The sequence below is a fragment of the Luteolibacter sp. SL250 genome, assembly GCF_026625605.1.
Lineage (GTDB): Bacteria > Verrucomicrobiota > Verrucomicrobiia > Verrucomicrobiales > Akkermansiaceae > Luteolibacter.
The window spans coordinates 504,088-526,680 of record NZ_CP113054.1 but is presented as its reverse complement, the minus strand read 5'-3'; the positions used below and the strand labels follow the sequence as shown (position 1 = coordinate 526,680).

At 63.6% G+C, this 22,593-nt stretch carries 19 protein-coding genes; 11 read left to right on the top strand and 8 right to left on the bottom strand.

The window, feature by feature from the left end; genetic code table 11:
- Positions 1-27 precede the first annotated feature (27 nt).
- The 3 genes from OVA24_RS02365 (at position 28) to OVA24_RS02355 (ending at position 5,020) form a co-directional block, all read left to right on the top strand.
- The gene (locus tag OVA24_RS02365; RefSeq protein WP_267673156.1) at positions 28-2,133 is read left to right on the top strand and encodes an FAD-dependent oxidoreductase; all 2,106 of its coding nucleotides are present in this window, start codon (positions 28-30) and stop codon (positions 2,131-2,133) included.
- A 146-nt stretch (positions 2,134-2,279) separates the two neighbouring features.
- Complete coding sequence (locus OVA24_RS02360) at positions 2,280-2,663, top strand: BlaI/MecI/CopY family transcriptional regulator (protein ID WP_267673154.1); 384 nt, start codon at positions 2,280-2,282, stop codon at positions 2,661-2,663.
- On the top strand, positions 2,660-5,020 hold the full coding sequence (locus tag OVA24_RS02355; RefSeq protein ID WP_267673153.1) for a penicillin-binding transpeptidase domain-containing protein: 2,361 nt from the start codon (positions 2,660-2,662) through the stop codon (positions 5,018-5,020). Before OVA24_RS02360 ends, OVA24_RS02355 begins: the two co-directional genes overlap by 4 nt.
- Positions 5,021-5,029: 9 nt before the next feature.
- Here OVA24_RS02355 and OVA24_RS02350 read toward each other — a convergent pair whose 3' ends face one another.
- Positions 5,030-5,833: a C40 family peptidase gene (locus OVA24_RS02350; protein ID WP_267673152.1), complete on the bottom strand. Its 804-nt coding sequence runs from the start codon at positions 5,831-5,833 to the stop codon at positions 5,030-5,032.
- Positions 5,834-5,879: 46 nt separating this feature from the next.
- The gene (locus tag OVA24_RS02345) at positions 5,880-6,854 is read right to left on the bottom strand and encodes a glycosyltransferase family 9 protein (RefSeq protein WP_267673150.1); all 975 of its coding nucleotides are present in this window, start codon (positions 6,852-6,854) and stop codon (positions 5,880-5,882) included.
- Between the two features lie 80 nt (positions 6,855-6,934).
- On the opposite strand from OVA24_RS02345, the gene OVA24_RS02340 reads away from it, so the two are divergent.
- Both OVA24_RS02340 and OVA24_RS02335 read left to right on the top strand, forming a co-directional pair.
- On the top strand, positions 6,935-7,528 hold the full coding sequence (locus OVA24_RS02340; protein WP_267673148.1) for a DUF4254 domain-containing protein: 594 nt from the start codon (positions 6,935-6,937) through the stop codon (positions 7,526-7,528).
- Between the two features lie 5 nt (positions 7,529-7,533).
- Positions 7,534-8,445, top strand: a complete 912-nt coding sequence (locus OVA24_RS02335) for an LpxL/LpxP family acyltransferase (protein WP_267673146.1) — start codon at positions 7,534-7,536, stop codon at positions 8,443-8,445.
- A 221-nt stretch (positions 8,446-8,666) separates the two neighbouring features.
- Here OVA24_RS02335 and rpmA read toward each other — a convergent pair whose 3' ends face one another.
- Together rpmA and rplU are read right to left on the bottom strand one after the other, a co-directional pair.
- A complete protein-coding gene (gene rpmA / locus OVA24_RS02330; protein ID WP_267673144.1) occupies positions 8,667-8,921 on the bottom strand; it encodes a 50S ribosomal protein L27 in 255 nt (84 codons plus the stop codon).
- A gap of 28 nt (positions 8,922-8,949) precedes the next feature.
- Complete coding sequence (rplU, locus tag OVA24_RS02325) at positions 8,950-9,264, bottom strand: 50S ribosomal protein L21 (RefSeq protein WP_267673141.1); 315 nt, start codon at positions 9,262-9,264, stop codon at positions 8,950-8,952.
- A 138-nt stretch (positions 9,265-9,402) separates the two neighbouring features.
- Between rplU and OVA24_RS02320 the strand changes: the two genes are divergently transcribed.
- Positions 9,403-10,197: a metallophosphoesterase family protein gene (locus tag OVA24_RS02320; protein ID WP_267673139.1), complete on the top strand. Its 795-nt coding sequence runs from the start codon at positions 9,403-9,405 to the stop codon at positions 10,195-10,197.
- Between the two features lie 162 nt (positions 10,198-10,359).
- On the opposite strand, the gene lysS is transcribed toward OVA24_RS02320, so the two are convergent.
- Complete coding sequence (gene lysS, locus OVA24_RS02315) at positions 10,360-11,835, bottom strand: lysine--tRNA ligase (RefSeq protein ID WP_267673136.1); 1,476 nt, start codon at positions 11,833-11,835, stop codon at positions 10,360-10,362.
- Between the two features lie 452 nt (positions 11,836-12,287).
- Here lysS and OVA24_RS02310 point away from each other — a divergent pair, with 452 nt between their 5' ends.
- The 5 genes from OVA24_RS02310 (at position 12,288) to OVA24_RS02290 (ending at position 16,862) form a co-directional block, all read left to right on the top strand.
- Positions 12,288-12,638, top strand: a complete 351-nt coding sequence (locus tag OVA24_RS02310; protein ID WP_267673134.1) for a hypothetical protein — start codon at positions 12,288-12,290, stop codon at positions 12,636-12,638.
- Positions 12,622-12,966, top strand: coding sequence for a hypothetical protein (locus OVA24_RS02305; RefSeq protein ID WP_267673132.1), 345 nt, complete (start codon positions 12,622-12,624; stop codon positions 12,964-12,966). The genes OVA24_RS02310 and OVA24_RS02305 overlap by 17 nt, the downstream gene beginning before the upstream one ends.
- A 65-nt stretch (positions 12,967-13,031) precedes the next feature.
- Positions 13,032-14,333, top strand: a complete 1,302-nt coding sequence (hflX, locus tag OVA24_RS02300) for a GTPase HflX (protein WP_267673130.1) — start codon at positions 13,032-13,034, stop codon at positions 14,331-14,333.
- A gap of 15 nt (positions 14,334-14,348) precedes the next feature.
- Complete coding sequence (locus OVA24_RS02295) at positions 14,349-15,473, top strand: L,D-transpeptidase family protein (protein WP_267673128.1); 1,125 nt, start codon at positions 14,349-14,351, stop codon at positions 15,471-15,473.
- A gap of 69 nt (positions 15,474-15,542) precedes the next feature.
- Positions 15,543-16,862 carry a peptidylprolyl isomerase gene (locus OVA24_RS02290; protein ID WP_267673125.1) on the top strand — a complete coding sequence of 440 codons (1,320 nt, stop codon included), beginning with the start codon at positions 15,543-15,545 and terminating at the stop codon, positions 16,860-16,862.
- 33 nt (positions 16,863-16,895) lie between these two features.
- On the opposite strand, the gene OVA24_RS02285 is transcribed toward OVA24_RS02290, so the two are convergent.
- The 3 genes from OVA24_RS02285 to OVA24_RS02275 form a co-directional block, all read right to left on the bottom strand.
- Positions 16,896-17,672: a L,D-transpeptidase family protein gene (locus tag OVA24_RS02285; protein WP_267673122.1), complete on the bottom strand. Its 777-nt coding sequence runs from the start codon at positions 17,670-17,672 to the stop codon at positions 16,896-16,898.
- A gap of 3 nt (positions 17,673-17,675) precedes the next feature.
- Entirely contained in the window at positions 17,676-20,141 is a 2,466-nt protein-coding gene (locus OVA24_RS02280; RefSeq protein WP_267673119.1) for a DUF7477 domain-containing protein, read from the bottom strand.
- Between the two features lie 139 nt (positions 20,142-20,280).
- Positions 20,281-22,365, bottom strand: a complete 2,085-nt coding sequence (locus tag OVA24_RS02275) for a TonB-dependent receptor (protein WP_267673117.1) — start codon at positions 22,363-22,365, stop codon at positions 20,281-20,283.
- Positions 22,366-22,593: the final 228 nt, after the last annotated feature.

Sequence of the window (22,593 nt, the reverse complement as noted above, 5' to 3'; positions counted from 1 at the left end):
ATGCACAAGTCTCTGATTTTCAAAATTTTGCCCCTTTCATGTGCGATGGCGGGCGCGGCGGAGGTCCATGACCTCGTCATCTACGGTGGAAGCTCGGCGGCGATCGCGGCGGCGGTGCAGGTCAAAAAAATGGGCGGATCCGTGATCATCATCGAGCCAACGGACCGGATCGGCGGCCTGACCACCGGAGGCCTCGGCCAGACGGACATCGGCAACAAGCAGGTCATCGGCGGCATTTCCCGGAAGTTCTACCAGGATGTGAAGTCCTGGTATGCCCGGCCGGAGGCTTGGACGGCGATGCCCCAGCCCCAGGGCAACTTCAAGGGAGATGGACAAAGCGTGACGGAAGCAAACGAAGACACCCAGTGGGGCTTCGAGCCGAGCGCGGCGCTGGGCATCTACAAGAACTGGGTGAAGGAGTTCAACCTGGAGATCGTCTACAACGAGCGGCTGGACCGCACGGGTGAAGGGAAAGCGACGGACCGCGGCGACGGCTTCTGGGTCGCCAAGCCCGGCACCGTCGGCAAGGGTGTGGTCAAGGAGGGCAACAAGATCACGGCGATCGTGATGGAGTCCGGCAAGAAATATGAGGGCAAGGCGTTCATGGACGCCACCTATGAAGGTGACCTGCTGGCGGTGGCCGGCGTGGGCTTCACCGTCGGACGCGAAGGGAAGGCCGTCTATGGAGAGACGCTCAACGGCGTCCAGATCGCCAAGTCCACCCACCACCAGATCGTCAAAGGCGTCGATCCCTACGTGAAGGCGGGGGACCCGTCCAGCGGCCTGCTCTTCGGCATCGACCCGAAAGGTCCGGGAGAGGAATACGCGAGCGACCACCGCATCCAGGCCTACTGCTTCCGCATGTGCCTGACGAACCATGACCCGAACCGGATCCCGTTCAAGAAGCCGGAACCCTACAACGAGGGATGGTATGAGCTCCTTTTCCGCAACTACGAGGCGGGCTACACCGGCACTCCGTGGATCAACTCCTCCATGCCGAACAAGAAAACGGACACCAACAACCGCGATGGCGTGGCGTCCGACTTCATCGGCCAGAACTACGAATGGCCGCAGGGTTCCTATGACGAGCGCAAGAAGATCCGCGAGGCCCACCTGAACTACCACCAGGGCCTGATGTGGTCGCTGGCGAACCACCCGCGCGTGCCGGAGAAGGTCCGCAACATCGTCTCCAAATGGGGCATGACCAAGGATGAGTTCCCGGAAGGCGGAGGCTGGCAGGAACAGCTCTATGTCCGTGAAGGCCGCCGGATGATCTCCGACGTGGTGATGACGCAGCAGTATTGCCAGCAGTTCGAGCGCGCGGAGGACTCCGTCGGCATGGGCGCCTACAACATGGACTCCCACAACACCCAGCGGTATGTGACGAAGGACGGCCACGCCCGCAACGAGGGCAACATCGAGGTCGGCGTGAAGCCCTACCCCATCAGCTACAAATCCATCATCCCGAAGGAAGATGAGGCGTCCAACCTGGTGGTGCCCATCGCCCTCAGCTCCAGCCACATCGCCTTCGGCAGCATCCGGATGGAGCCGGTGTTCATGATCCTCGGCCAGAGCGGCGCGACCGCCGTGATGCACGCCATCAAGGAAGGTGTCTCCCTCCAGAAGGTGGACTACGCGAAGCTGAAGGAGCGCCTTCTCGCTGACAAACAGGTCCTCGACCACGCCTCCAGCGGCAAGCGCCCGGGGATGAACGCTTCCTCGAAAATGGACGGCGTCGTCGTGGATGAGTCGAAGGCGAGGTTCGAAGGCTCCTGGGAAGTGAGCACCATCCCCGGCGGTGTGGATGACGGTTACCGCCATGACGGTGGCACCAAGGACGGCAAGTCGAAGGCCACCTTCGACCTCACCTCCCTCGAGGAGGGCGAGTACTCCGTGCAGATCGCCGGCGTGCCGAACAACAACCGCTCCTCGAAGACCAAGGTCGCCATCATTGTGGGCGACCAGACCACGGCCCACACCGTGGACCAGCGCCCCGCACCCCAGATCGACGGCATCTGGGCGGAAGTCACCAAGGTGAACCTCAAGGAAGACCAGCGCGTTTCCGTCGTCATCAGCAACGAAGGCGCCACCGGATTCGTGATCGCGGATGCGGTCCGTATCCTGAAGAAGTAATCCCATCCCGTTCCCCACAGGCGGCAGGCAACCTGGTTGCCTGCCGCCTCTTTTTTTGGGGTAGGGTAAATCCGGGCACACCTCATCCGCTAAATTTTTAACGAAATGACTTGCCGCCCAGTCCGATTGCGTTAAGAAATTAACGCATGCCCGATTTTTCAGAACTCAGCCGCCGCGAGCGGCAGATCATGGACCTGGTCTTCTCGCTTGGTGAGGCGACGGTGAACCAAATCGCCGAAGGGTTGCCGGATCCTCCCACCCCCATGGCAGTGCGGCGGATGATGCACATCCTGGAGGAGAAGAAATTCCTCAACCGCCGGCAGGAAGGCCGGGAGGTGGTCTATCTGCCGGTGCAGTCAAAGGCGCGGGTCGGGCTGCAGGCGCTGCAGCACGTCCTGGACACCTTCTTCGGTGGCGCGGTGGATGAGGCGCTGGCCGCGCACTTCTCGAAGAAGCGGGACGTCAGCCCGGAGCAGTTCGCCCGGATGAAGGTCCTCATCGAAGAATCCCGGAAGAAAGGCAACCCATGAACCCGACCGATCTGCTCTCCACCGAAACCGCCCTGCGCGGGCTGGCGATCCTCACCGCCGGGTGCGCGGTGGTCCTGCTGATGCGCACCGCCTCCGCCGCCGCCAGGCACCATGTGCTGCTCTGCACTCTGGTGGCGGCCATCGTCATCCCGCCGGTCGCGGCGGTCCTCCCGAAGTGGAAGGTGGTGCCGCGCTGGCAGCCGGACCCACAGGCCGTGGCACCACTGCCGGAGCCGGTCTATCCCACCGCCATGGATGAAGGTGCCGCTCCGGGCGGAAAGATGTCACGCACCATCCCCTCCTCCGCCCTCCCGGCCAAGGGATCATCCGCCGTTTCCCCGGTACACACGGCATCCCTCTCTTGGAAAGAGTCCGCCGCCATGGCCTGGCTGGGGGGCACGGCCATCATGCTGGCCTCCTCCCTCGGCGGCATGCTCCTGCTCCGGCGGTTGGGCAAGCGCGCCATCCGCTGCGAAGCCGGCCCCCTTCATGATGCCGTCCGCACCCTCGCCCGCAGACATGGGCTGCGCCGGAAAATCGACGTCCTGATTTCCCGGGAAGACCGGATGCCTATGGTCTGGGGCGTTTTCCGTCACCGCCTCCTGCTGCCCGCCTCCGCCGCCACATGGCCGGAGCACAAGCTGCGGATCGTCCTGCTGCACGAACTCTCCCACCTCCGGCGGCACGACCCCGCATCGCTCCTCGTCGCCCGCCTTGCCCTCGCTATCCATTGGTTCAATCCGCTCGCTTGGGTGGCCCACCACCAACTCCGCACCGAGCAGGAATCCGCCTGCGATGACCTCGTCCTCTCCCGCGGTATCGCCGCGCCGGACTATGCGGAGGAGATGCTGGATTTCTCCGCCAACCTTCCCTCCGCCCCGGCCCTTCTCCCTGCCACCATGATGCTGCGCGGCGGTGGCCTGGAGCGGCGCATCCGCGCCATCCTGGATGGAACACTCAACCGCCGCCCGCTTTCCCCACGCGGCGCGGGGAACATCGTGCTGCTGGCCACCCTCCTCGCGGCTCCCTTCGCCATTCTCGGTGCGGCGGACCTCATCATGAAGCCCGCTGTGAGGGGCCGCATCCTCGACCGCAATGGCATCGTCCTCGCGGAGACAAAGGAAGAAGGAAATGTCCGCCATTATCCATTCAAGGCGCTTGGAGTGCATCTCATCGGCCTGAGCAATCCGAATGCCGGTGGCAAAGGGACCGCCGGGATCGAGGAGTCGTATGATGCGGAACTCCAAGCCGGGCAGGATGTGAAAACGACCATGGATGCCCGCATCCAGTCGGTGGTCGAAAACACGCTGCGGGAGTCCGGCATCGGCCGTGGAGCGGTGGTGATCCTGGACCCGGCGAATGGCGACGTGCTGGCCAGCGCGTCCATCCCTTCATTCGATCCCGGGACATTCACCGATCCACCCCACTACGACAAGTTGAGGGACTCGAGGATAAAGCCGTTCCTCAACCGTGCGATCACCGCGTTCGCTCCCGGTTCGACCTTCAGCATCGTCCCCTCACTCGCAGCCTGCCGGAGCGGCCATGAAGACAAACGGCATGGATGCGGGGCCACACCGTTCGGACCGCACCATGTGTCGTGCTGGCTTTACAACAAGAGCAGGGATTCCCACGGGGAGCAGAACTTCCCGGAGGCGTTCGCCAATGGCTGTGGCAGCTATTTCCACAGACTGTCGGTGGATATTGGGATCGAACAGATGTCCGTCACCGCGGATCTCCTTGGTCTCGGCCGTGTCTCCGGCATCAGGCTTTCGGGAGAAGCTCCCGGGACGTTCCGGCCGAAGTCACCGGAAGGAAAACCGGTCTCGGATGTGGAGACCTGCTTCATCGCAATGGGCCAGGGCCATGCCTCCGCATCCCCGCTCCAGATGGCATCGATGGTGGCCACGGTCGCAAATGGCGGAAAGGTGTTCACCCCGCGCATCGATCTTTCGGTGCCCGTCTCGATGACGGCAGACCTGCAGGATCATGGCATCACCGCAAAGCGGATCCAGGAGCTACAGGAAGCCATGGTGGAGTATGTCGAAGGTCCTGTGGGGCGGAGGCTTCACAGCGGGAAAGTGGTGATCGCGGGGAGAAGCGGCACCGCGCAAACCGTGGACCACGGCATGAAAAGCCACAATGCCTGGACCATCGGCTACGCCCCTGCGGAGGCCCCCCGCTACGCCATCGCCGTCATGGTCCAGCACGGAGGTTCCGGAGCCGGTGTCGCCGGGCCGATCGCCCGCCGGATCCTCGAAGCCATCACCGATGATCCGCCACCACCCGCCGCCCAGGAGCCGAACGAAGGACACATGCGTCGTGTGGAGTCCGAGGACATGCTCCACATGACGCCGTGAGCGGCATTCCTACTTCATCTCCGCGATTCCCGGCGGCGTTCCGTAACCGGCAAACTTCGCGCGGCTGCCCTCTTTCGGCAGGTAGAAGTCATAGACGCCATAGCCATTCGCCTGCTTGCCACGGTAGGACCGCCCGTCCGTCGCATTGATCATGACCGGCCGCTTGTCCTTCTTTTCCCGGCCCAGATAGATGGCCACGTGGGTGATGTTCACCGCCCTGCCGTCGGACGGCGTGTAGGTGCCTTCCCAGAAAAGCAGGTCTCCCGGCTTCAGCGCGGCGAGCGACGGATGATCCAGCGTCAGCGGAGCACTGGGCGTCTCATGGAGGCGGCCCGCTTCCTTCAGCCACAGGTATTGGTCGGCGGAGGTGCGCGGCGGCTTCAGGCCCGCCTTGTTCATCACGAAATACATCGCGCCGGAACAGTCGAACCCGCCATCCGCCGGACTCGATCCGCCGAACTTGTACGGCAGCCATGGCGACTCCTTCGCCACGGTGATCGCCCCTTCGATCAACTTCCTGCGGTCCTCCGGAAGCGTCTCGAAATCGAGCAGGTCGGTGGTGGCGATGACCGCCGGTTGTCCGTGCGGGCTCTTCTTTCCCGCCTCCGCGCCTTCCGTCGGCGCGCTCTCCGTGGCTGGCTTCGCCACCTTTCCGTCCAGTTTGGCGACCTTCTTCACCGCCAGATCCGCCTTTGCTTTGGGGGTGCTGGTCGTGGCCGCCGTCTTCGGCTTTGAAGGCGCGGCCTTCTTCTTCGCCGTCTCCGCATGCAGCGGCAGCACGGCGAGAACCAGCAGTGCGAGACAAGCCTTCATCTAACAACCGTAAGCCGGGCGGACACTCCGCGCAACCTGCGATCGCCTAACGGAAAATAAGGCCCTCCACCGCTTCCAGTACGGCTTCCGGGGTCAGGTCCATCAGCACCCCGCCCGGAGCCACAACCGACTCGGTGCGAGGGGATCCCGGCGGCCACGGGCCGAAACGCGAGGGCGAGGTGGGGCCGAAAATGGCCAGCACCCGGTTGCCGAGGGCAGCGGAAAGATGCATCGGTCCGCTGTCATTTCCGATGAAAGTCGATTTCTGGCGGACCAGCTCGATCATTTCATCCATCGGGCATCCGGTCAGGTTGAGGAAGCGCCCCTCCGGGATGTCCCCGCCGGGTGATGCCGGTTTTCCCGCACACCATGCCACCCGGCTGCCAGGGATGTGCTGCCAGATGAGGTGGGTCAGTTGGTCGAACTTCGGCCACTCCTTGCCCACGCCGCGGCTGTCCGTGAAAATGACGAACAGCTTCCGGGGATCTTCATCAAAGAACGATGCCCATGGGAAGGACGGTCCTGCGTTCAGTTCCAGCGGGTAGTGGATTTCAGGATCGAGCGCCGCGGCTTTCAGGAAGCCCTGGAGGATCGGCACCGCATGATGCGGCCCTTCTCCGGCGGGCAGGTCCACGGTTTCATCATAGAAAAGCGAGGCACCCTCGCGGCTGTCCGCACGCCCCCACTTCTGCCGCGCCTTCGCGGCGGCGATCATCAATCCGGAGCGGGCGAGACCCTGCATGTCCCAGGCGAGATCGAACTTCCGGCCCCGCAGTTCCTTCATCACGTTACACAAGCCGCGGACGCCTTCCTTGCGGTGGTAGTGGATGGTTTCGTGGATAAACGGGGCGGCCTCCACCAATCCGGCGAAGCGGTCCCGCACCACCCAGGTGATCCGGCAGTCCGGCCACTGGCGGGCCACGTTCTGCACCACCTGGAGTCCGTGCACGATGTCGCCGAGGGACGACGGCTTGATGACCAGCAGGCTTTTCGGGGTCGCGGGCTTCTCGTTTCCGGGCACGGACGCAGGCTTGCTTCCCCCCATCCGGCCTGCAATCCTAAAGGCCCGCCGCGACCGACAAACGGCCGCTTTCCTTGCCCATGATGAAATTCGATCCCAACGAAATCGCCGCCCTCCAGCTCGATCTCACCGCCCGCTGGCACGAAGTCGATCCCGCCGCCACCGGCGACGGATTCCTCCTGTTGGTGCAGGAAAATCATCAACGGAACTTCCAGCTCTGGCACGAGGAAGACATCGCCCGCCGGGATGACCTGGGATCCGAACGGGTCCACCAGGCGAAGCGCGCCATCGACCGCTACAACCAGGAGCGGAACAACTTCATCGAAAAAATGGACGAGGTGCTGGTCCGCGAGCTGGAACCCGCGGAGTCCGGCGTCCCCCGCAACTCGGAGACTCCCGGCATGATCATCGACCGGCTTTCCATCCTCGCCCTCAAGGATTTCCACATGAATGAGGAAACAGAGCGGACGGATGTCGACGACACCCACCGCTCGAACTGCTCCGCAAAGCTGGCCCGCATCCGCCTCCAGCGCTCCGACCTGACGCAGAGCCTGTCGGAACTGCTCTACGATGTGGCCGCCGGACGGCGGACCTTCGGCGTCTATTACCAGTTCAAGATGTACAACGACCCGGCGCTCAATCCGCAGCTCTACGGAGCGGCGGCAAAGGCGTAACCGCCATGGCGTCCCGCGACCGATCCGTCTCCCTGCACAGCCCCTCCCTCTGGCCCACCTGGGCCGGGGTGTGGCTTTTCCGGCAGCTATGCAAGCTGCCGTGGACCGCTCAGGTGCGCCTCGGCAGGTTCTTCGGCCGCCTCATTTTCCACGTCGTCCGGCTGCGGCGCAAGATCGTCTCCGTGAATCTGGATCTCTGCTTTCCGGAGAAGTCCCGGGCGGAGCGCCACGCTCTCGCGCTCGCCCACTACGAGTCCATGGGCATCGGAATTTTTGAAACCGGGATGGCCTGGTGGGGCCCGGATGAAAAGCTGCCACCCTTCACCATCATCGGCAGGGAGAACCTGGAGGCCGCTTCCGAAGGCGGCCGGGGCGCCTTGCTCCTGACCGCCCATTTCACCACCCTGGAAATCTGCGGCCGCTTCTTCGTGGACAACATTCCCATGGGCGGCCTTTACCGGGAGCCGGACAACCGGGTCATCGCCCATGAGATGTACAAGCACCGGGTGGCCAAGATGAAACCCGCCATCCCCATGGATGACCTCCGCGGCCTGCTGCGCGGCCTCCGGGACGGCGCCACCATCTGGTATGCCCCGGACCAGGGAAAGAAGAGCAAGTTCGCCGCCATCCTGCCGTTCTTCGGTGTGCCGGCGTTGACGAACACCGCCACCAGCAAGATCGCCCAGATGTCAGGGGCCGCCGTGGTACCCTACTTCGGCTTCCGCATGGAGGATGGCAGCTACCGGCTGGAGATCCTGCCCGCTCTGGAGAACTTTCCCACTGATGATGCGAATGAGGACGCCATCCGCATCAACCGCCTGATCGAAGACCAGATCCAGCGCGCTCCGGAGCAATACTTCTGGATGCACCGCCGGTTCAAGCGACGCGGCAAAGGGCTGCCGAATGTCTACCGCTGAGGACCGACAGGACCCACGAAGGGTCCCACGAGGCAAATTACCCCACAACTCCTGATCATCAGGTTAAGATGATAATCCGCGACCTGCGATTATCATTCCGGATCCCACCAACCCACGAGAGTTGGCCGGAAACAAGCACTCCTCCCCCTACCAGCGGATGCCCACAAAAAAGCCGCTCCCTTTTCAGGAAGCGGCTTTCGGAAATCTCAGGAAACCTGATCTCAGTTCGCTGCGGCTGCGACGACGTTCACGCGGCGGCCTTCGCGGTCGAAGGAAACGCGGCCATCGACGAGGGCGAAGAGCGTGTGGTCGCGGCCGATGCCGACACCGACACCCGGGTGCACCTTCGTTCCGCGCTGGCGGATGAGGATGTTACCGGCGATGACGGCTTGGCTGCCGAACTTTTTCACGCCGAGGCGCTTGCTGCGGGAGTCGCGTCCGTTCTTGACGGAACCTTGTCCTTTTTTATGGGCCATGTGTCAGGAGAGGGTGGGAATTTCAGGATTAGCCTGCGATCGAGGTGATCTCGAGGCGGGTGAGGGCACGGCGGAAACCGATGGTCTTGTGGAAACCTTTGCGGCGCTTGAACTTGAAAGCAACGCCTTTCGGGCCACGGAACTGGCTGACGACCTTTGCGGTGACGGAAGCGCCGGCAACCGACGGGGAGCCGATTTTCACGCTGTCGCCTTCGCCAACGAGAAGGATCTCGTCGAAGGTGATTTCGGAATCGACTTCGGCGTCGAGCTTCTCGACGTCGAGTTTGTCGCCTTGTTGGACGCGGTATTGCTTACCGCCGGTTTTGATCACTGCGTAGGCCATGGCCGGATAGGGAAAAGAATTCAGCCCCGCCTTTTCGGACGGGGCGGGGAAGAGAACACGACCCCCGCAGCCGGGCAAGGATTTTTTTTAGAATCTCGCTCTTGGCACGGGCTGGACCTCCCCCCTATGGTCTTGGCAATGCCGAGAATCGCGATTCTGTCTGACATCCACGCAAATTTACCGGCCCTGACCGCGGTCCTGGAAGAGGTGCGGAAGTCCGGGATCACGGAGATCTATTTCGGGGGTGACACGGTGGGGTATGCCGCAAAGGCGGAGGAGTGCGTGGACCTGGTGCGCCACCATGGCGGGCGCAGTGTCCTAGGCAACCATGACTACTATACGAACGCCGTGGTCGCGAATGAGGAGAACATCCCCGGCGGCAACGGCTGGACACACAATCCCGTGTGGGCGGGGGTGGTCCATGCCGCACGTACCCTGAGCCCGGACAATGCCCGCTGGCTGGCGGACCTGCCCGGCTACATGGAGGTTCCCGGCGGCATCCTCAGCCATGCCTCCCTCCACTTCGCCGAGACCTGGCCCTACCTGCATACTTCCGGGGACGCGGCGCCCACCATGGATATTCTGGAAGAGAAGGGCTACGGCATCGGCTTCTTCGGCCATACCCACCAGCAGACGTTCTTCACCCGCCGGTCGGCGGCCGGGGTCATCGCAAAGCGGGTGGACTATTCAAAGATCCTGCTGCCGGAAGGTGCGGTCTGCGCGGTGCTGGTCGGCTCCGTCGGCCAGCCTCGCGATCTGGACGAGCGGGCGGCATGGATCACCTGGGACTCGGACACACGCATCGTCGAGTTCCGCCGGACGCCCTACCCCGCGCTGGAGACGGCACGCCAGATCCTGGAAGCACGCCTGCCGGAAATCTCCGCCATGCGCCTGCTGGATGAGTCCACCGCCAAGCGGTTGCTGAGGCACTGAGAGAGAACAAGGAGGAGAAGTTTTCAGTGTTCAGTTTCAGGAAGAGAAGAGACTGAATAAATCCCTCTCTGGCCTTTGCGCCACCTTCGCGGCCTTTGCGACTTTGCGGTGAATCCTTGATGATTCGCCAATGCCGCCGTAGGACAGGAGTGTCCTACCTCCTTACTCCTTCCGCTTCAGCAGCGGGAACAGCACCACGTCGCGGATGGTCGGTGCGCCGGTCAGCATCATCACCAGACGGTCGATGCCGATGCCGATGCCGCCCGCGGGTGGCATGCCGTGCTCCAGTGTCTCGATGAAGTCATAGTCGATCTTGTGGGTCTCCTCACCGGACTGGACCTCCAGGCGCTCCCGCTGGACGTCGGGGTCATTGAGTTCCGAGTAGCCGGGGGAAATCTCCTGGCCGTTGATGATGAGTTCATAGACCTCCACGGTCTTTCCGCCCGGTGAGACCTTCGCCAGCGGCACCAGCTCGCTGGCGACGTGGGTGACGAAGCACGGGTCGAAGGTCTTCTCCTCCACCAGCTTCTCGAACACCTGCTGGATCACCTCATGGTCCTCCATCTCCGGGGAGATCTGCACGCCCAGTTCCTCGCAGCGCTGGCGGCGGCCTTCCGGTGTGATGGTGAAGAAGTCCGCACCGGCGGCACCGGCGATGAGATCATCATAGCGCGCGCGCTTCCACGGACGGCTGAGGTCGATGGTGCGGGTGACGTTGCCCTCCTCATCCTTGTGCTCGATCTTCAGGCCTCCGCAGAACTTTTCCGCGAGATGGCAGGTCATTTCCTCAACCAGATCCGCCATTTCCTTGAAGTCGGAGAAGGCCCAGTAGGCCTCCAGCATGGTGAACTCCGGATTGTGGCGGCGGGAGATGCCCTCGTTGCGGAAGTTCCGGTTGAGTTCGAAAATTTTGGTGAATCCACCGACCAGCAGACGCTTCAGGAACAACTCCGGGGCGATCCGCATGGTCAGCGGCATGCCGAGCGCGTTGTGGAAGGTCTCGAACGGGCGGGCCGCGGCTCCACCGGCGACGTCCTGCAGCATCGGCGTCTCCACTTCGAGGAAACCGCGGTCCTGGAAGAAACGGCGGATCTCCGCCAGCATCAGCGAGCGGGTCACGAACAGCTTCGCGCTCTCCTCGTTGCCCATCAGATCGAGGTGGCGCTTGCGGTATTTGATCTCACGGTCGGCGACCCCATGCCACTTGTCCGGCATGGGGCGCAGCGCCTTGGAAAGCACGGTGAAGTCGCCGACCTTGATGGTCGGCTCCCCGGTCCGGGTGATGAAGGTTTCCCCCTCGATGCCGATCCAGTCGCCGCGGTCCAGGCACTTCCAGGCGGCCGCCTTTTCCTCGCTCAAGCCTTTGATGCCCAAATAGCCTTGGATGGAACCGTGCACGTCCGCAAGCTGGAAGAAGATGGACTTCCCCATGTCCCGGATGGCCGTGAGACGGCCGGCGACCTTGACCTGCACACCTTCCACGAATTCCGCACGGAGGGCTTCCGGTGTGGTGGTGGTCTCAAAGCGCGCACCATACGGGTCCACGCCCAACTCGCGCAGTTTCGCCAGTTTCTCACGACGGACGGCGATCAGTTCGGCTTCGGTGGATTGGGGCTGCTGCGGGGCGGCTTCGCTCATGACGGGACGGGGCTTAGGCGGAATTCCGCACGGACGCAAGGGGTTTGCGGATGGGCACCCCAGTCGGATTGACCGGAAATCCGGCCCTTCGCACCGCCCGGGAGCAGCCCCGGACCCATCTTCCATAAAAAATTATCCGGTCGAATTTCCCGGCCGACCCGCCCTTTTGGCTGCGATCCTATCGAAAATCCAATTCAGCGGAAGCGTTCCGCGGCTTCAAACATCCCGCTGATTTCTAGGCACCAAGGGAATCTCGTTAGGGAATGCGCAATTTCAGGAAGCTTCGCGCAATTAGAGCATCCTTAATTTCCGGATGGATTGAAATCACGGTATTGCCTTATAATATATTATTGATCAATGAGTTATAACGTGATGACGTAGGTTCAATGACTGGTGGAGCAGCAGGAACCCTTGCATCGATTGACGCGGCGCGGCCGGTCTTTCTGATCGTCATGGGGATCTCCCTGGTGATCTTCGTTCTCCGGCTGGCGGGAACCGCCCGGGAGTGGTCCACACGCCTGATGATCACCGGAAGCTTGATGCTCGGGTTCGGCTATGCCGTGGTCCTGCCGGCGTACGAAGCCGGATTGATCGGGTCCATCCATGATCCCCATACCACCAATCTGGAAGCCGCGCTCGCCTGGCACACGGTGCGGATGGTGCTGATGAACAGCGGCTGGCTGGTCTTCGGCATCGGAGTGGCGATGCACTCCGGAATTTTCCCCCAAGCCGTTCCGCGGAAGGCTGCAGCCGCCGTATCACCCGATTCCCCCACGGTATCCGCCCATGAATCTGTTGTTTGAGACCATCGTCAAAGGCAGCTTTCTCATGGACTGTCTCGGAGTGATCGGCCTCGGCCTGATCAGCCTTTCCGCGGTGCGGTTGGCCCAACAGCGGGGTTCATGGGGAGGAACCATCATGGCTGCGGGTGCCATCGCCCTTCTGACGGCCCGCCTCATCGTCCTGTTCCGGAACCATATGGCTGCGGCCGGGATGCTGGATCTGCCCGGAGACCCGGCCGCGCGGATGATGTTCGTCCTTCCGACCTTCCTCCTCACCCTCGGCCTCGCGGGCGTGGTATGGGGCGTCTGGGCCCATGAACGGTGGCTGCGGGAAGTGTCACGGGGCTGAACGGCACTTCCGGCTGAAAAATTTCGCATCGCGCCACCCACCCACAGGTGGTAGGAATCCTGCGGATGTTCGAGGTCAGACAGAAACCCGATATGGTCGAGCGCGCCCTGCTGGTGCGCCTCTATTTCGACCCGCGCGAAGAAACGGAATCGGAATCGCTGCTCGCGGAGCTGGGGGAGTTGGTGCGTACGCTCGGCATCGAGGTGGTGGAGTCCGTCCTCGCGCGCAGCCGGGAGATGCACAAGAAGTTCCTCTGCGGCACCGGCAAGGCGGATGAGATCGTCGCACTGGCGAAGGCCCACGAGTGCGATGTCATCGTCTTCGACAACGCGCTCTACCCATCCCAGCAGCGGGAGTGGGAGAAGCTGGCGGACCTTTGCGTGATCGACCGCGAGGAGGTCATCCTGGATATTTTCGCGAAGCGGGCACAGACGAAGGAAGCCCGCCTGCAGGTGGAACTGGCGCGGATGCAGTACGCGCTTCCGCGCCTGGCCCGGATGTGGGGACACCTTGACCGCGAGGGCGCGGGCTCCGGTGGTGCCGCTGGCGGCGGGGCCTCCCGGGGCATGGGTGAGAAGCAGATCGAAATCGACCGCCGTCTGGCCCACCTCACCATCGACCGCGCGAAGCGCGAGCTGGAAGCCGTGCGCAAACAACGGAAGACCCAGCGCAAGGAACGCGAGCGACTGGAAACACCCCATGCCGCCATCGTCGGCTACACGAACGCCGGAAAATCGACGCTGCTCAACCAACTGAGCGGCGCCGAAGTGCTGGCGAAGGACATGCTTTTCGCCACCTTGGACACCACCACCCGGCGCATCGAGCTGCCGGACGGCCAGCCGTTGCTGCTCACCGACACGGTTGGCTTCGTCCGCAACCTGCCGCACCGGCTGGTGGAGGCGTTCAAGGCCACGTTGGAGGAGGCGGTGCTGGCGGACTTCCTGATCCACGTGCTGGATGCGACCGCCCCTGAGATCCACCGCTTCCACGACACCACCCTGGAGGTGCTCAAGGAATTGGGCGCGGAGGACAAGCGGGTGGTCACGGTTCTGAACAAGATCGACGCCGTCACCGATCCCGAGGCGCTGGCGGAACTCCGGCTGAAGTTCCCGGATGCCATCCACGCATCCGCCCGCAGCGGTATGGGCATGGAGGAGATCCTGAAAGCCTGCACGCGTGAACTGGCGGACCGCGTGCGCAGGCAGCACTACCGCATCCCCCAGCACCGGGCGGATCTGGTGAGCCTCCTGCACCGGGACGCCAAGGTGCTCTCCACCGACTATGAGGGGGATGACATCCTGGTCAGCGCCGTGGTCCCCGCCGCCATCTCCGGCCGTCTGGAATCTTTCTCCACCGCCCCCGTCTAACCACCGAATCCCTCCATGTTGAGACTCACCCTGCTCGCCGTCTTCTCCGGCCTCACCGCATTCACCACCGCGCAGCCGGTCCCGGAACCGAACCCGGTGCTGAAAGCGCTGCCCGCCGAGGGCGACCCGAACGCCCCATCCAAGGCCGCTCCGGCCACCGCCGCGCTGGACGGCCCGCTGCCCGCCGCCGAAGGGAAACCGACCGGCGACGACGCGGTGCGCCTCCAGATTTTCCTCGACCAGAACCACTTCGGCCCGGGCATCGTGGATGGCAAGGCCGGCCGCTTCACCGAGCTGGCTGTGCTTGCCTGGAACGAAGTCAACGGCCACGCGTCCGACGACTGGCACGCGGTGATGGAGGCCGCCCGCAAGGCCGTCCCGAATCCCTTCGCAACGGCCGTGGTGCCGGACTCCGTCAAGGATTGGGTGGATCCCAACCTGTCCACGTCCCGCAGCGAACAGGCGAAGAAGAAACGCATGTCCTACCGCAGCATCGCCGAGTTCATGTCAGAGCGCTATCACTGCGATGTTCCCTACCTCATCGCCCTCAACCCCGGCAAAAAGATCTATTCCCTCAAGGCACGGGACAGCATCGTGGTGCCGAACGTGACCCCGTTCCATGCCGAAGCCCTCGCCGAAACGAAATTCGAGGCGGATCCGAACCTGAGTGCCCGCCATGTGGTGGTGGACACCAAGATCAACCAGGTGCGCATCTTCGAGGCCACGCCGGTCGCCCTCATCGTCGCGGATCCTGACAACCCGAACGCGGCCCCGGTCCCCAGACGCGGAAACAAGGGTCTGGTCGCCTCTTTCCCCATCACTCCGGGCAAACCCCAGTTCATCCGCTTCGGCACCTGGGAGCTGAAGAACATGGTCGTCCTTCCGTGGTGGCGCTATGATGAGTCCTTCCTTAAAACCGGCAAGCGCAGCTCCAACGCCCTCATGATCCCGGCGGGTCCCAACAGCCCGGTGGGCGTGATCTGGTGTGGCACCAGCCGCTCTGGCATCGGCATGCACGGCACCTCCGACCCGGAAACCATCGGCCGGGCACGCAGCGCGGGCTGCATCCGCCTGGCGAACTGGGACGCCATCCGCCTGCCCAACATCATCCGCCCGGGCAGCACGGTGGAGATCCGCTGAAATGGCGGTTCAACCACTTCGTGGTGAAACATTCGGGCGGGTGGACGCGTTCATTTCCCGCACCCGGAAATGACCCACAAAGCCCGCCTCACCCTCTGCGCCGCATTCCTCGCCTATCTGGCGGGGGATTTTTTCCTCTTCAACGGCCCGTTGAACCGGGCGGTCGTCCAGACATTCAGCCCGGACACCCCGCAAGCGCTCGAAAAGGCGCGCAGGGAAGGCGTGGTCGCCAGGGTGGGCAGCCGGCAGATTTCCCGCAGCCAGCTCGAGCGGGCCACCTTCGAGCGGCTGGCTCTGGAGGGCAGGACCTTCGCCGACCTTTCCCCGGAGGAACAGAAGGCCGCGCGCAAGGCGGCCCTGGAGGAATTGATCGAAACCGAGCTGCTGCTTGCGGAAATGAACGCTGCCGGCCAGCCCGCCGAAGTACCCGCCGCTGAGATCGACGAACGGTTGGCACGGCTGACCGCCCGTTTCGGAGGGGACAAGGCGGCGCTCGAAGCAGCGATGAAAGCCCAGGGCATCCCCACCGAGAAAGATCTCCGGGATCGCCTGGCCTCACAGGTCCGGATCGGGAAATACCTCGCCTCCCGGATCACCATCACCCCGCCGACCGAGGAAGAAGCGAAAAAGTGGTTCGCCGCGCATGAGAAGGACCTCGCCCTGCCGGAGCGGGTGGAGGCCCGCCACATGTTCATCCCCACCCTCCAGACCGAGCCGGAAGAGGCGAAAAAGAAATTGGAGGAAGGACTTGCCCAACTGACGGCGAAGCAAACGAACTTCCCCAAGCTGGCGAAGGAACTCAGCCAGGACCCGGCAACCAAAGAGGATGGCGGCTATCTGGGCTGGATGAGCCGTGCACGGCTCTCCCCTGATCTGGCGGAACCCATGTTCTCGCTGCCGGTGGGGCAGCCCACCCTCGTGCGTTCCCGGCTGGGATGGCACCTGGTGGAAATCATGACCCGGAAAGGATCCGAGCCGCGGTCCTTCGATGATGCGAAGGCCGAGGTCCTCTCCGCCCTGGAGTCCGTGAAACGCCGCGACGCGGTGAAGGCCTACCGCGGGAAAATGAGAGCCTCCGCGACGGTTCCGATCCGGATCCTTGAATCGGAACTGGAACCTGCACCTGCACCTGCACCTGCACCTGCACCTGCACCTGCACCTGCACCTGCACCCGCACCCGCACCCGCACCCGCACCCGCACCCGCACCCGCACCCGCACCCGCACCCGCACCCGCACCCGCACCCGCACCCGCACCCGCACCCGCACCCGCACCCGCACCCGCACCCGCACCCGCACCTGCACCTGCACCTGCACCTGCACCTGCACCTGCACCTGCACCTGCACCTGCACCTGCACCCGCACCCGCACCCGCTGCTCCCAAGCAATAGTCAACGGACATCACTTCACCTGACGGGAGCGGATCATTGTCCTGCCGGACCGGCAACGGCATCCTTGAAAGCATAGCGTCCCTGTTCCACATCCGCTTCAGGCGGAATGCTGCTCTTCTCAAAGAGATCGTGCCCTTCCCGGAGGTTGTCCCAGAACGGCTTGTTGGGATTTTCCGTCGCACGTGCCATGCGTTCCTCCGTCATGCGGAACGGAAACACATGGACGCGGACGAACGGCTGCCCGTTGCGCAGGGCGGCATCCACTATGGTGTAGATCTCCTCGATCTTCTCGTCCGTCATCGCCAGGCAGCCGATGGAGATGTTGTTGCCGTGGATCATGATGTGGCTGCCCGTACGCTGGTGGAACCTGTCGTAGGCGTTCGGGTAGCCGATGTTGAAGGACAGGTGGTACATGCTGTCCGGGTTGAGCGAATTCAACCCGGTGTAGTAGAAGCCCTCCGGAACCTGGCCGTCGCCCTCCGCCAGCTTCGGCCCCAGTGAGCCGGATGTGCCCGCGACATGGTAGCTGCGGTACAGCTCGAACTTCTCCGCCGCCCTCCTCTTCACAAAGATCTCCAGCACGCGCTCTTCCTTGAACGCCCGGAGAAAGACCTGCTCCCCCAGACGCATGTCCTTTTCCCACAGGTCCCTTTCGAGCGTGGGGCGCACCCGCGCAGCCGCAGCGGCGGCCCTGGGGTGGCTGGAGAGACGGACATCCGCCGGCACGAAGTCAGGGCGTTGGCGCGGCTTGTCCTCGCACTGCCCGAAGCAGGGGATGAGGAGTACGGGGAGAAGCCACGGAGTTTTCAAAATTCACCAGCGTTCCTGGATCCACTGGACGGGGTAGCTGCCTTCCGGGGAGCTGTCCTGGCCGGTCAGCTTCGTCCCCTTCGACATGACGACGATCATGTGGTCCGCCGCCCCCGCGACGGCGGTGATGGCAAAGCCTTTCTCCGTGTTCTCCGCGATCCATGCGGCGGGCCACGGGCCGGGCTCCGAGTAGGCCTGCTCCTGGATGCCGGAGTTCTTCGTGAGGACGAAGAACCAACCGTCATCCGGATGCTTCGGATCATCGTCGCCGCCGACGGATGTGATCCGGAACCCTTCATCCCAGCGTTCCTTGATCCACTGCTTGCGGCTGTCATTGAGCGGGGACGGGAGGGTGTAGCGTTGCTGGCCAAGCCCGGTCTCCGTACTCATCACGACGACCCACTCGTTCTTCCACCCGGCCACACCGGTGATGCGGTAACCTTCCTCCATGGCGGTGGAGATCTTCGTTTGGTCGAGGTCGAAACCGAACACGGACTGGATGCCCGGGACGCCGGTGCTCATGACGACGTTCCACGCCCCCTGTTCACCTGCGACGGAGGTGATGCGGAGGCCTTCCTTCCAGCCTTTGTCCACCTCCGCGTTGGGCCATGGCCCGACGCCAAGCTGCCGCTGGCTGTTGAACGGGGTGCCGCGGGACATGACCGCCCTCCAGTTCTTGCCGAAGCCCGCCACGGCGGTGATGCGGCGCGGGGCGCCCTTTTCCGGACTCTTGCCGGACTTGCCGCTGGCCAGGAACGGGACATTGAGCTGCGGGCCGTCCCGGCCTTCCACTTTCGCGCGGCGGGTTTCCTCCACCAGCATGGCGAGGTTGTCCTGGCTCCAGGAGGAAGCCATCTGGCGGGCGGCCGTCGGGTTCAGGATCCCGGAGGTGGACACGAGCGTGGCCAGCGCGTCCGACTTGGTGACGGAGGCTTCCAGCAGACGCCGGACGTCGGTCGCGGAGAGGTTCGGGAAATCCGCGCGGATCCCGGCGGCGGTGCCGGCCACCACCGGAGAAGCCATCGAGGTGCCGTCCATCGGGCACTCCAGACCGGCGAGCATGGTGGAAACCACCCGCTCACCCAGCGCGGCGATCTGCACGGAACGGACACCGTGGTTCGTGAATGCGGACGGGGTTCCCTTGTCATTGACCGAGGCGACGGTCATCACGTGCGGAAAGAAACGGGACAGATATTGCGGGGATGGCAGCAGCTCGTCGTTGTTCTCCTTCGAGTTGCCCGCCGCCATCACGATGAGGACATCCGGGTTTTCATGGAACGCCAGAGCGAACGCGGCGGCATGGGCGATGGTCAGCTCCAGCGGCAGGTTCGCGATGACCAGGGCATCCTGGGCGTTGGCGGGCTTGTCGATGGTATCCGGGTTCTGGCCATGCTCTTTGTAGGCGGCGGCGATGGCGTTCGCGATGTTCTCGTGGATCGTGCGCGGCCAACCCCAGCTCATGTTCACCACACCGGCACCACAGGCGCGGAGATAGTCGGAGGAGCGGCGTCCCTGCGCGATGGCCTGGCCACGGTAGCTGTCCAGCACCAGGGAGACGAACTCCGCATAGCTCGGTGTTTTTTCCGCAAGCTTCACGATGGCCCCGAAGTCATCGAACACCCGGTTGGTCGTCGGCGCTGACGAACCGATGGCCGCGCCGATGAGGCGGGCCTTCCGGTCGCTGTAGTTCGCCACGATGCCGGCCACGTGGGTGCCGTGGGAGGCGGAGTGGAGCATCGCCGCGTAGGCGAAGTCGTTGAGGTCGATGCTGACGTTGGCGAAGGTGTCGAAGCCGATCTGGCGGATGAGCGGGTTCTTGTAACTGCCGCGGAGAATGGCGGCGGTCTTCTGGTCACCGCCGGAGGAAGCCGCGTCGAAATCCCTCAGCAGCCCGCCCAGGTAGTTGCGCGTGTCTTCGGAGGAATCAATGGAGAGCTGGGGCGCGCGGAGCGGCTCGTCATGGCGCAGGTTCCAGCCATAGACATCATCGATGAAGCCATTCTTGTCGTCATCCACGCCGGGTTTCCCCTTCAATTCCGCCTCGTTGACGGCATAAAGCGGTTTGAGCTTCGGGTGGGAGGGATCGACCCACAGGTCGTTGACCAGCGTGAGGTTCGGGTGCTTCGCCTTGCCGCCGGGGCGGCCGTATTCCTGGCAGAAGGCATGGCAGCGCAGGATGAGTGCCAGCGGGGCGAAGGCCTCTCCCTTCATGTCCAGATAGTCGCGGGCGATCTTGCCCTGGTTGTCTTTCAGACGCGCGTCCGCCTTCCCCCAGAGGAGGCGGCGGACGGATTCGAAGTCACCCGACTGGGCGGCAAGCATCAGCGGGGTGCGCCCTTGGGCATCCCGGATATCCGGCCCTGCCTCCGACAGCGCGAGGACGATGCGGGGGGCATCCCCCTTCGCCGCAGCGTCCAGGAGTGAATCTTCAGCCTCTCCGGCGAACCCCGCCAAGGGCAGGAAAGCCAACGCGGAACCCAGTAAAAAATTCGGCAATCTCATCATCATCTTTTGGGGAAGAACGCATCCGACCTAACGAATATTAGAAACCATGGCAATCATTGCCGGTCTTCAGGTCGATTTCGTGGCATTCCCCCGGCCGGCGGCCTCAGAAAGTGGCCCGGATTTCCGTGCCGATCATCCGCGGAGCACCCGCACTGGAAGCGGGCTGACCGAAAAAGACATAACTGTGGGTGAAATATTCCTCATCCGTCAGGTTCCGGCCGAAGACATAGATGCCGAAGTTCCCTTTCTCGAAGCCGAGCCGGGCGTCGAGCAGGGAATAGGATCCCTGCGTGACGTTGTTTGCGTCATCAAATGAGGTCCTGCCGACCAGACGCCAGTTGATGGCCGCCACACCACCCCATGCCGCACGGTAACTGGCACCGGCGTTCAGGGTGCAGACCGGGATCTTTGCGACGCGCTTCCCGGAAAAGTCACCGATGAAGGACTCATAGTCATCATAACGGGCGTGCGTGTATCCGGCTCCGGCAAAGAGTTCGAGCCCCTCCGTGAGGCGGATACGGATCTCCGCTTCCAGCCCCCAGGCATGGGCATCCTCCGCATTGAAGATGGTCTGCCCGGCCGGGTGGAACTGGAAGGCCTGGTAGTCCCGGTAGTCCGTGTAATAGGCGGCGGCGTGGAGATCCACAGTGTCATCCCGGAAGGAGCTGTCGTGCCCCAGCTCATAGTGGACGGAATGCTGTGCGTCATACTCATTGGACGAGCCCGCCGCGATGGCGAGACCACCGGGCTGCATGGCCGTGCTGAAACGGAGGTAGGAACGCTGCGTCTCCGTCCATTTCCAGGCCACCGCGGCCATCGGCAGGGCGGCGGAATAGTCCTCCCGGTCATCCGTGGTGAATGCGACGGCACCGAGCCCCGCAGCGGCAGCCGACGGATTGAAGGACGACCTGGTGTGGTCCCGCGAAAACTGCAGCCGCAGGCCTCCGCTCAGCTCCAGATGGCTGCCGATGGAGCGGGTGATCTCTCCAAAGGCGGCCCACTCCTGATGGTCGTACTGCACTTCATTACGCCCCTCCCACGGACCCAGGCCACGGATGAAATGGTCGAGATCGGAGTTCCGGTTGGAGAAAAACAGGCCGGTGCGCCAGCGCAACAGCGCGGAGGGATCCGTGGATTCCGCGCGGATCTCCTGGGTCCATGCGGACACATCCTGGTCCCGGTCACGGAAAAGGGAACCCGGCTTGAAAATTTCGAACAACAGGGCGGCGTCCCGGTCTTCGGAATGCGAGTCACGGTGGGAAGTGATGGATTTGATCTGCCAGTCATCTTCCTTCCACACGGCGCGCAACGCCTGGAAAGCCCCCCAACCGGTCGCGGTCGCATCCGGGTCCGCGCTCACATGCCGGAAATCCGAAGTGGCGAAAGGCAGATACACGGCGGGGTCGTCGTCATGGTGCTGCAGTCCGGCGGTGAGGGTGAACTCCAGCCGGTCGGTGGCCTGCCAGATGAGTTTCGCCAGCATCGCGGCGCTTTCCGATTTTCCGTAGGGATCTCCGGTCAGGCGGTCTTCGAACCACCCTTCGCTCTCCGAATACAGGAAATCGACCCCGAAAAGCAGGCCCCGGCGCACTTCCCCACTGGCATGCGCGGTACCGCGGTGGAATGCGTGGCTGCCGTAGGTGTAGGAGGCCTCCCCCGCCAGCCCGGCCTCCGGACGGCGGGTTGTGACATCGAAAACGCCCGCAGGTCCCGGCGCGCCGAACAGGGTGCCGTGCGGCCCCTTGTGGATCGTGATGCCGTCCGCCGCGAACATGCCGAACTCCCGGCCGTAGGCGTCCTGGAACGGCACGTCATCGATGTAGTAGGCGGCGCTGGTCCTGCCTCCGCCCAGCTCATGGAAGGTGAGCTCCTGGCTGCCACGGATGCCGAAGCTGGGGGCACGGCTCACTTCGGACTGGCTCACCGACACGTTCGGTGTGAGCCGTGACATATCGGAAAGATCCGTCAGATCCAGGTCCTTGATGATCCGCTCCGGAATCACCTGGGCGGTCGAAGGGGAGATGGGGGCCGGAACCGCGGGCGCATCCCCGCGCGTCCCGGTGACCTCCAGGGTCGCCAGCTCCTGGGGTTTCCCCTCCTGTCCTTCCGCAGGAAGCACTCCCGGCAAGCAAAGCCCCGCCACCAATGGAACAATCTCCCATCTCCCCCACTTCGGTACTTTGCTCATCTAACACCGACCATACCGGCATCCCGCAACCGGTTTCTAGCCCAACTTGCGGAGCGGTTAAATTTTACCCCCTATTTTGGGGGGTAGCCGGATTCTCCGCCCCGTGGCATTTTTGAACCTCAAGAGGCCTGCTCACCGGCTCAACAGCTCATCGTCCCCGGATGTGGAGTCCGGGGGCTGACCGGCGGGCAGGCCTACATTTTCTCCAACTGCCGGGGAAATCAAGAC

What these genes read in the sequence shown, in the direction of transcription:
- OVA24_RS02290 (WP_267673125.1), top strand. Translation starts at nt 15,543, where the DNA reads ATGACCCACAAAGCCCGCCTCACCCTCTGCGCCGCATTCCTCGCCTAT.
- OVA24_RS02340 (WP_267673148.1), top strand. Translation starts at nt 6,935, where the DNA reads ATGATGAAATTCGATCCCAACGAAATCGCCGCCCTCCAGCTCGATCTC.
- OVA24_RS02355 (WP_267673153.1), top strand. Translation starts at nt 2,660, where the DNA reads ATGAACCCGACCGATCTGCTCTCCACCGAAACCGCCCTGCGCGGGCTG.
- OVA24_RS02360 (WP_267673154.1), top strand. Translation starts at nt 2,280, where the DNA reads ATGCCCGATTTTTCAGAACTCAGCCGCCGCGAGCGGCAGATCATGGAC.
- OVA24_RS02305 (WP_267673132.1), top strand. Translation starts at nt 12,622, where the DNA reads ATGAATCTGTTGTTTGAGACCATCGTCAAAGGCAGCTTTCTCATGGAC.
- lysS (WP_267673136.1), bottom strand. Translation starts at nt 11,835, where the DNA reads ATGAGCGAAGCCGCCCCGCAGCAGCCCCAATCCACCGAAGCCGAACTG.
- OVA24_RS02350 (WP_267673152.1), bottom strand. Translation starts at nt 5,833, where the DNA reads ATGAAGGCTTGTCTCGCACTGCTGGTTCTCGCCGTGCTGCCGCTGCAT.
- rplU (WP_267673141.1), bottom strand. Translation starts at nt 9,264, where the DNA reads ATGGCCTACGCAGTGATCAAAACCGGCGGTAAGCAATACCGCGTCCAA.
- hflX (WP_267673130.1), top strand. Translation starts at nt 13,032, where the DNA reads ATGTTCGAGGTCAGACAGAAACCCGATATGGTCGAGCGCGCCCTGCTG.
- OVA24_RS02295 (WP_267673128.1), top strand. Translation starts at nt 14,349, where the DNA reads ATGTTGAGACTCACCCTGCTCGCCGTCTTCTCCGGCCTCACCGCATTC.
- OVA24_RS02275 (WP_267673117.1), bottom strand. Translation starts at nt 22,365, where the DNA reads ATGAGCAAAGTACCGAAGTGGGGGAGATGGGAGATTGTTCCATTGGTG.
- OVA24_RS02320 (WP_267673139.1), top strand. Translation starts at nt 9,403, where the DNA reads ATGCCGAGAATCGCGATTCTGTCTGACATCCACGCAAATTTACCGGCC.
- OVA24_RS02310 (WP_267673134.1), top strand. Translation starts at nt 12,288, where the DNA reads ATGGGGATCTCCCTGGTGATCTTCGTTCTCCGGCTGGCGGGAACCGCC.
- rpmA (WP_267673144.1), bottom strand. Translation starts at nt 8,921, where the DNA reads ATGGCCCATAAAAAAGGACAAGGTTCCGTCAAGAACGGACGCGACTCC.
- OVA24_RS02335 (WP_267673146.1), top strand. Translation starts at nt 7,534, where the DNA reads ATGGCGTCCCGCGACCGATCCGTCTCCCTGCACAGCCCCTCCCTCTGG.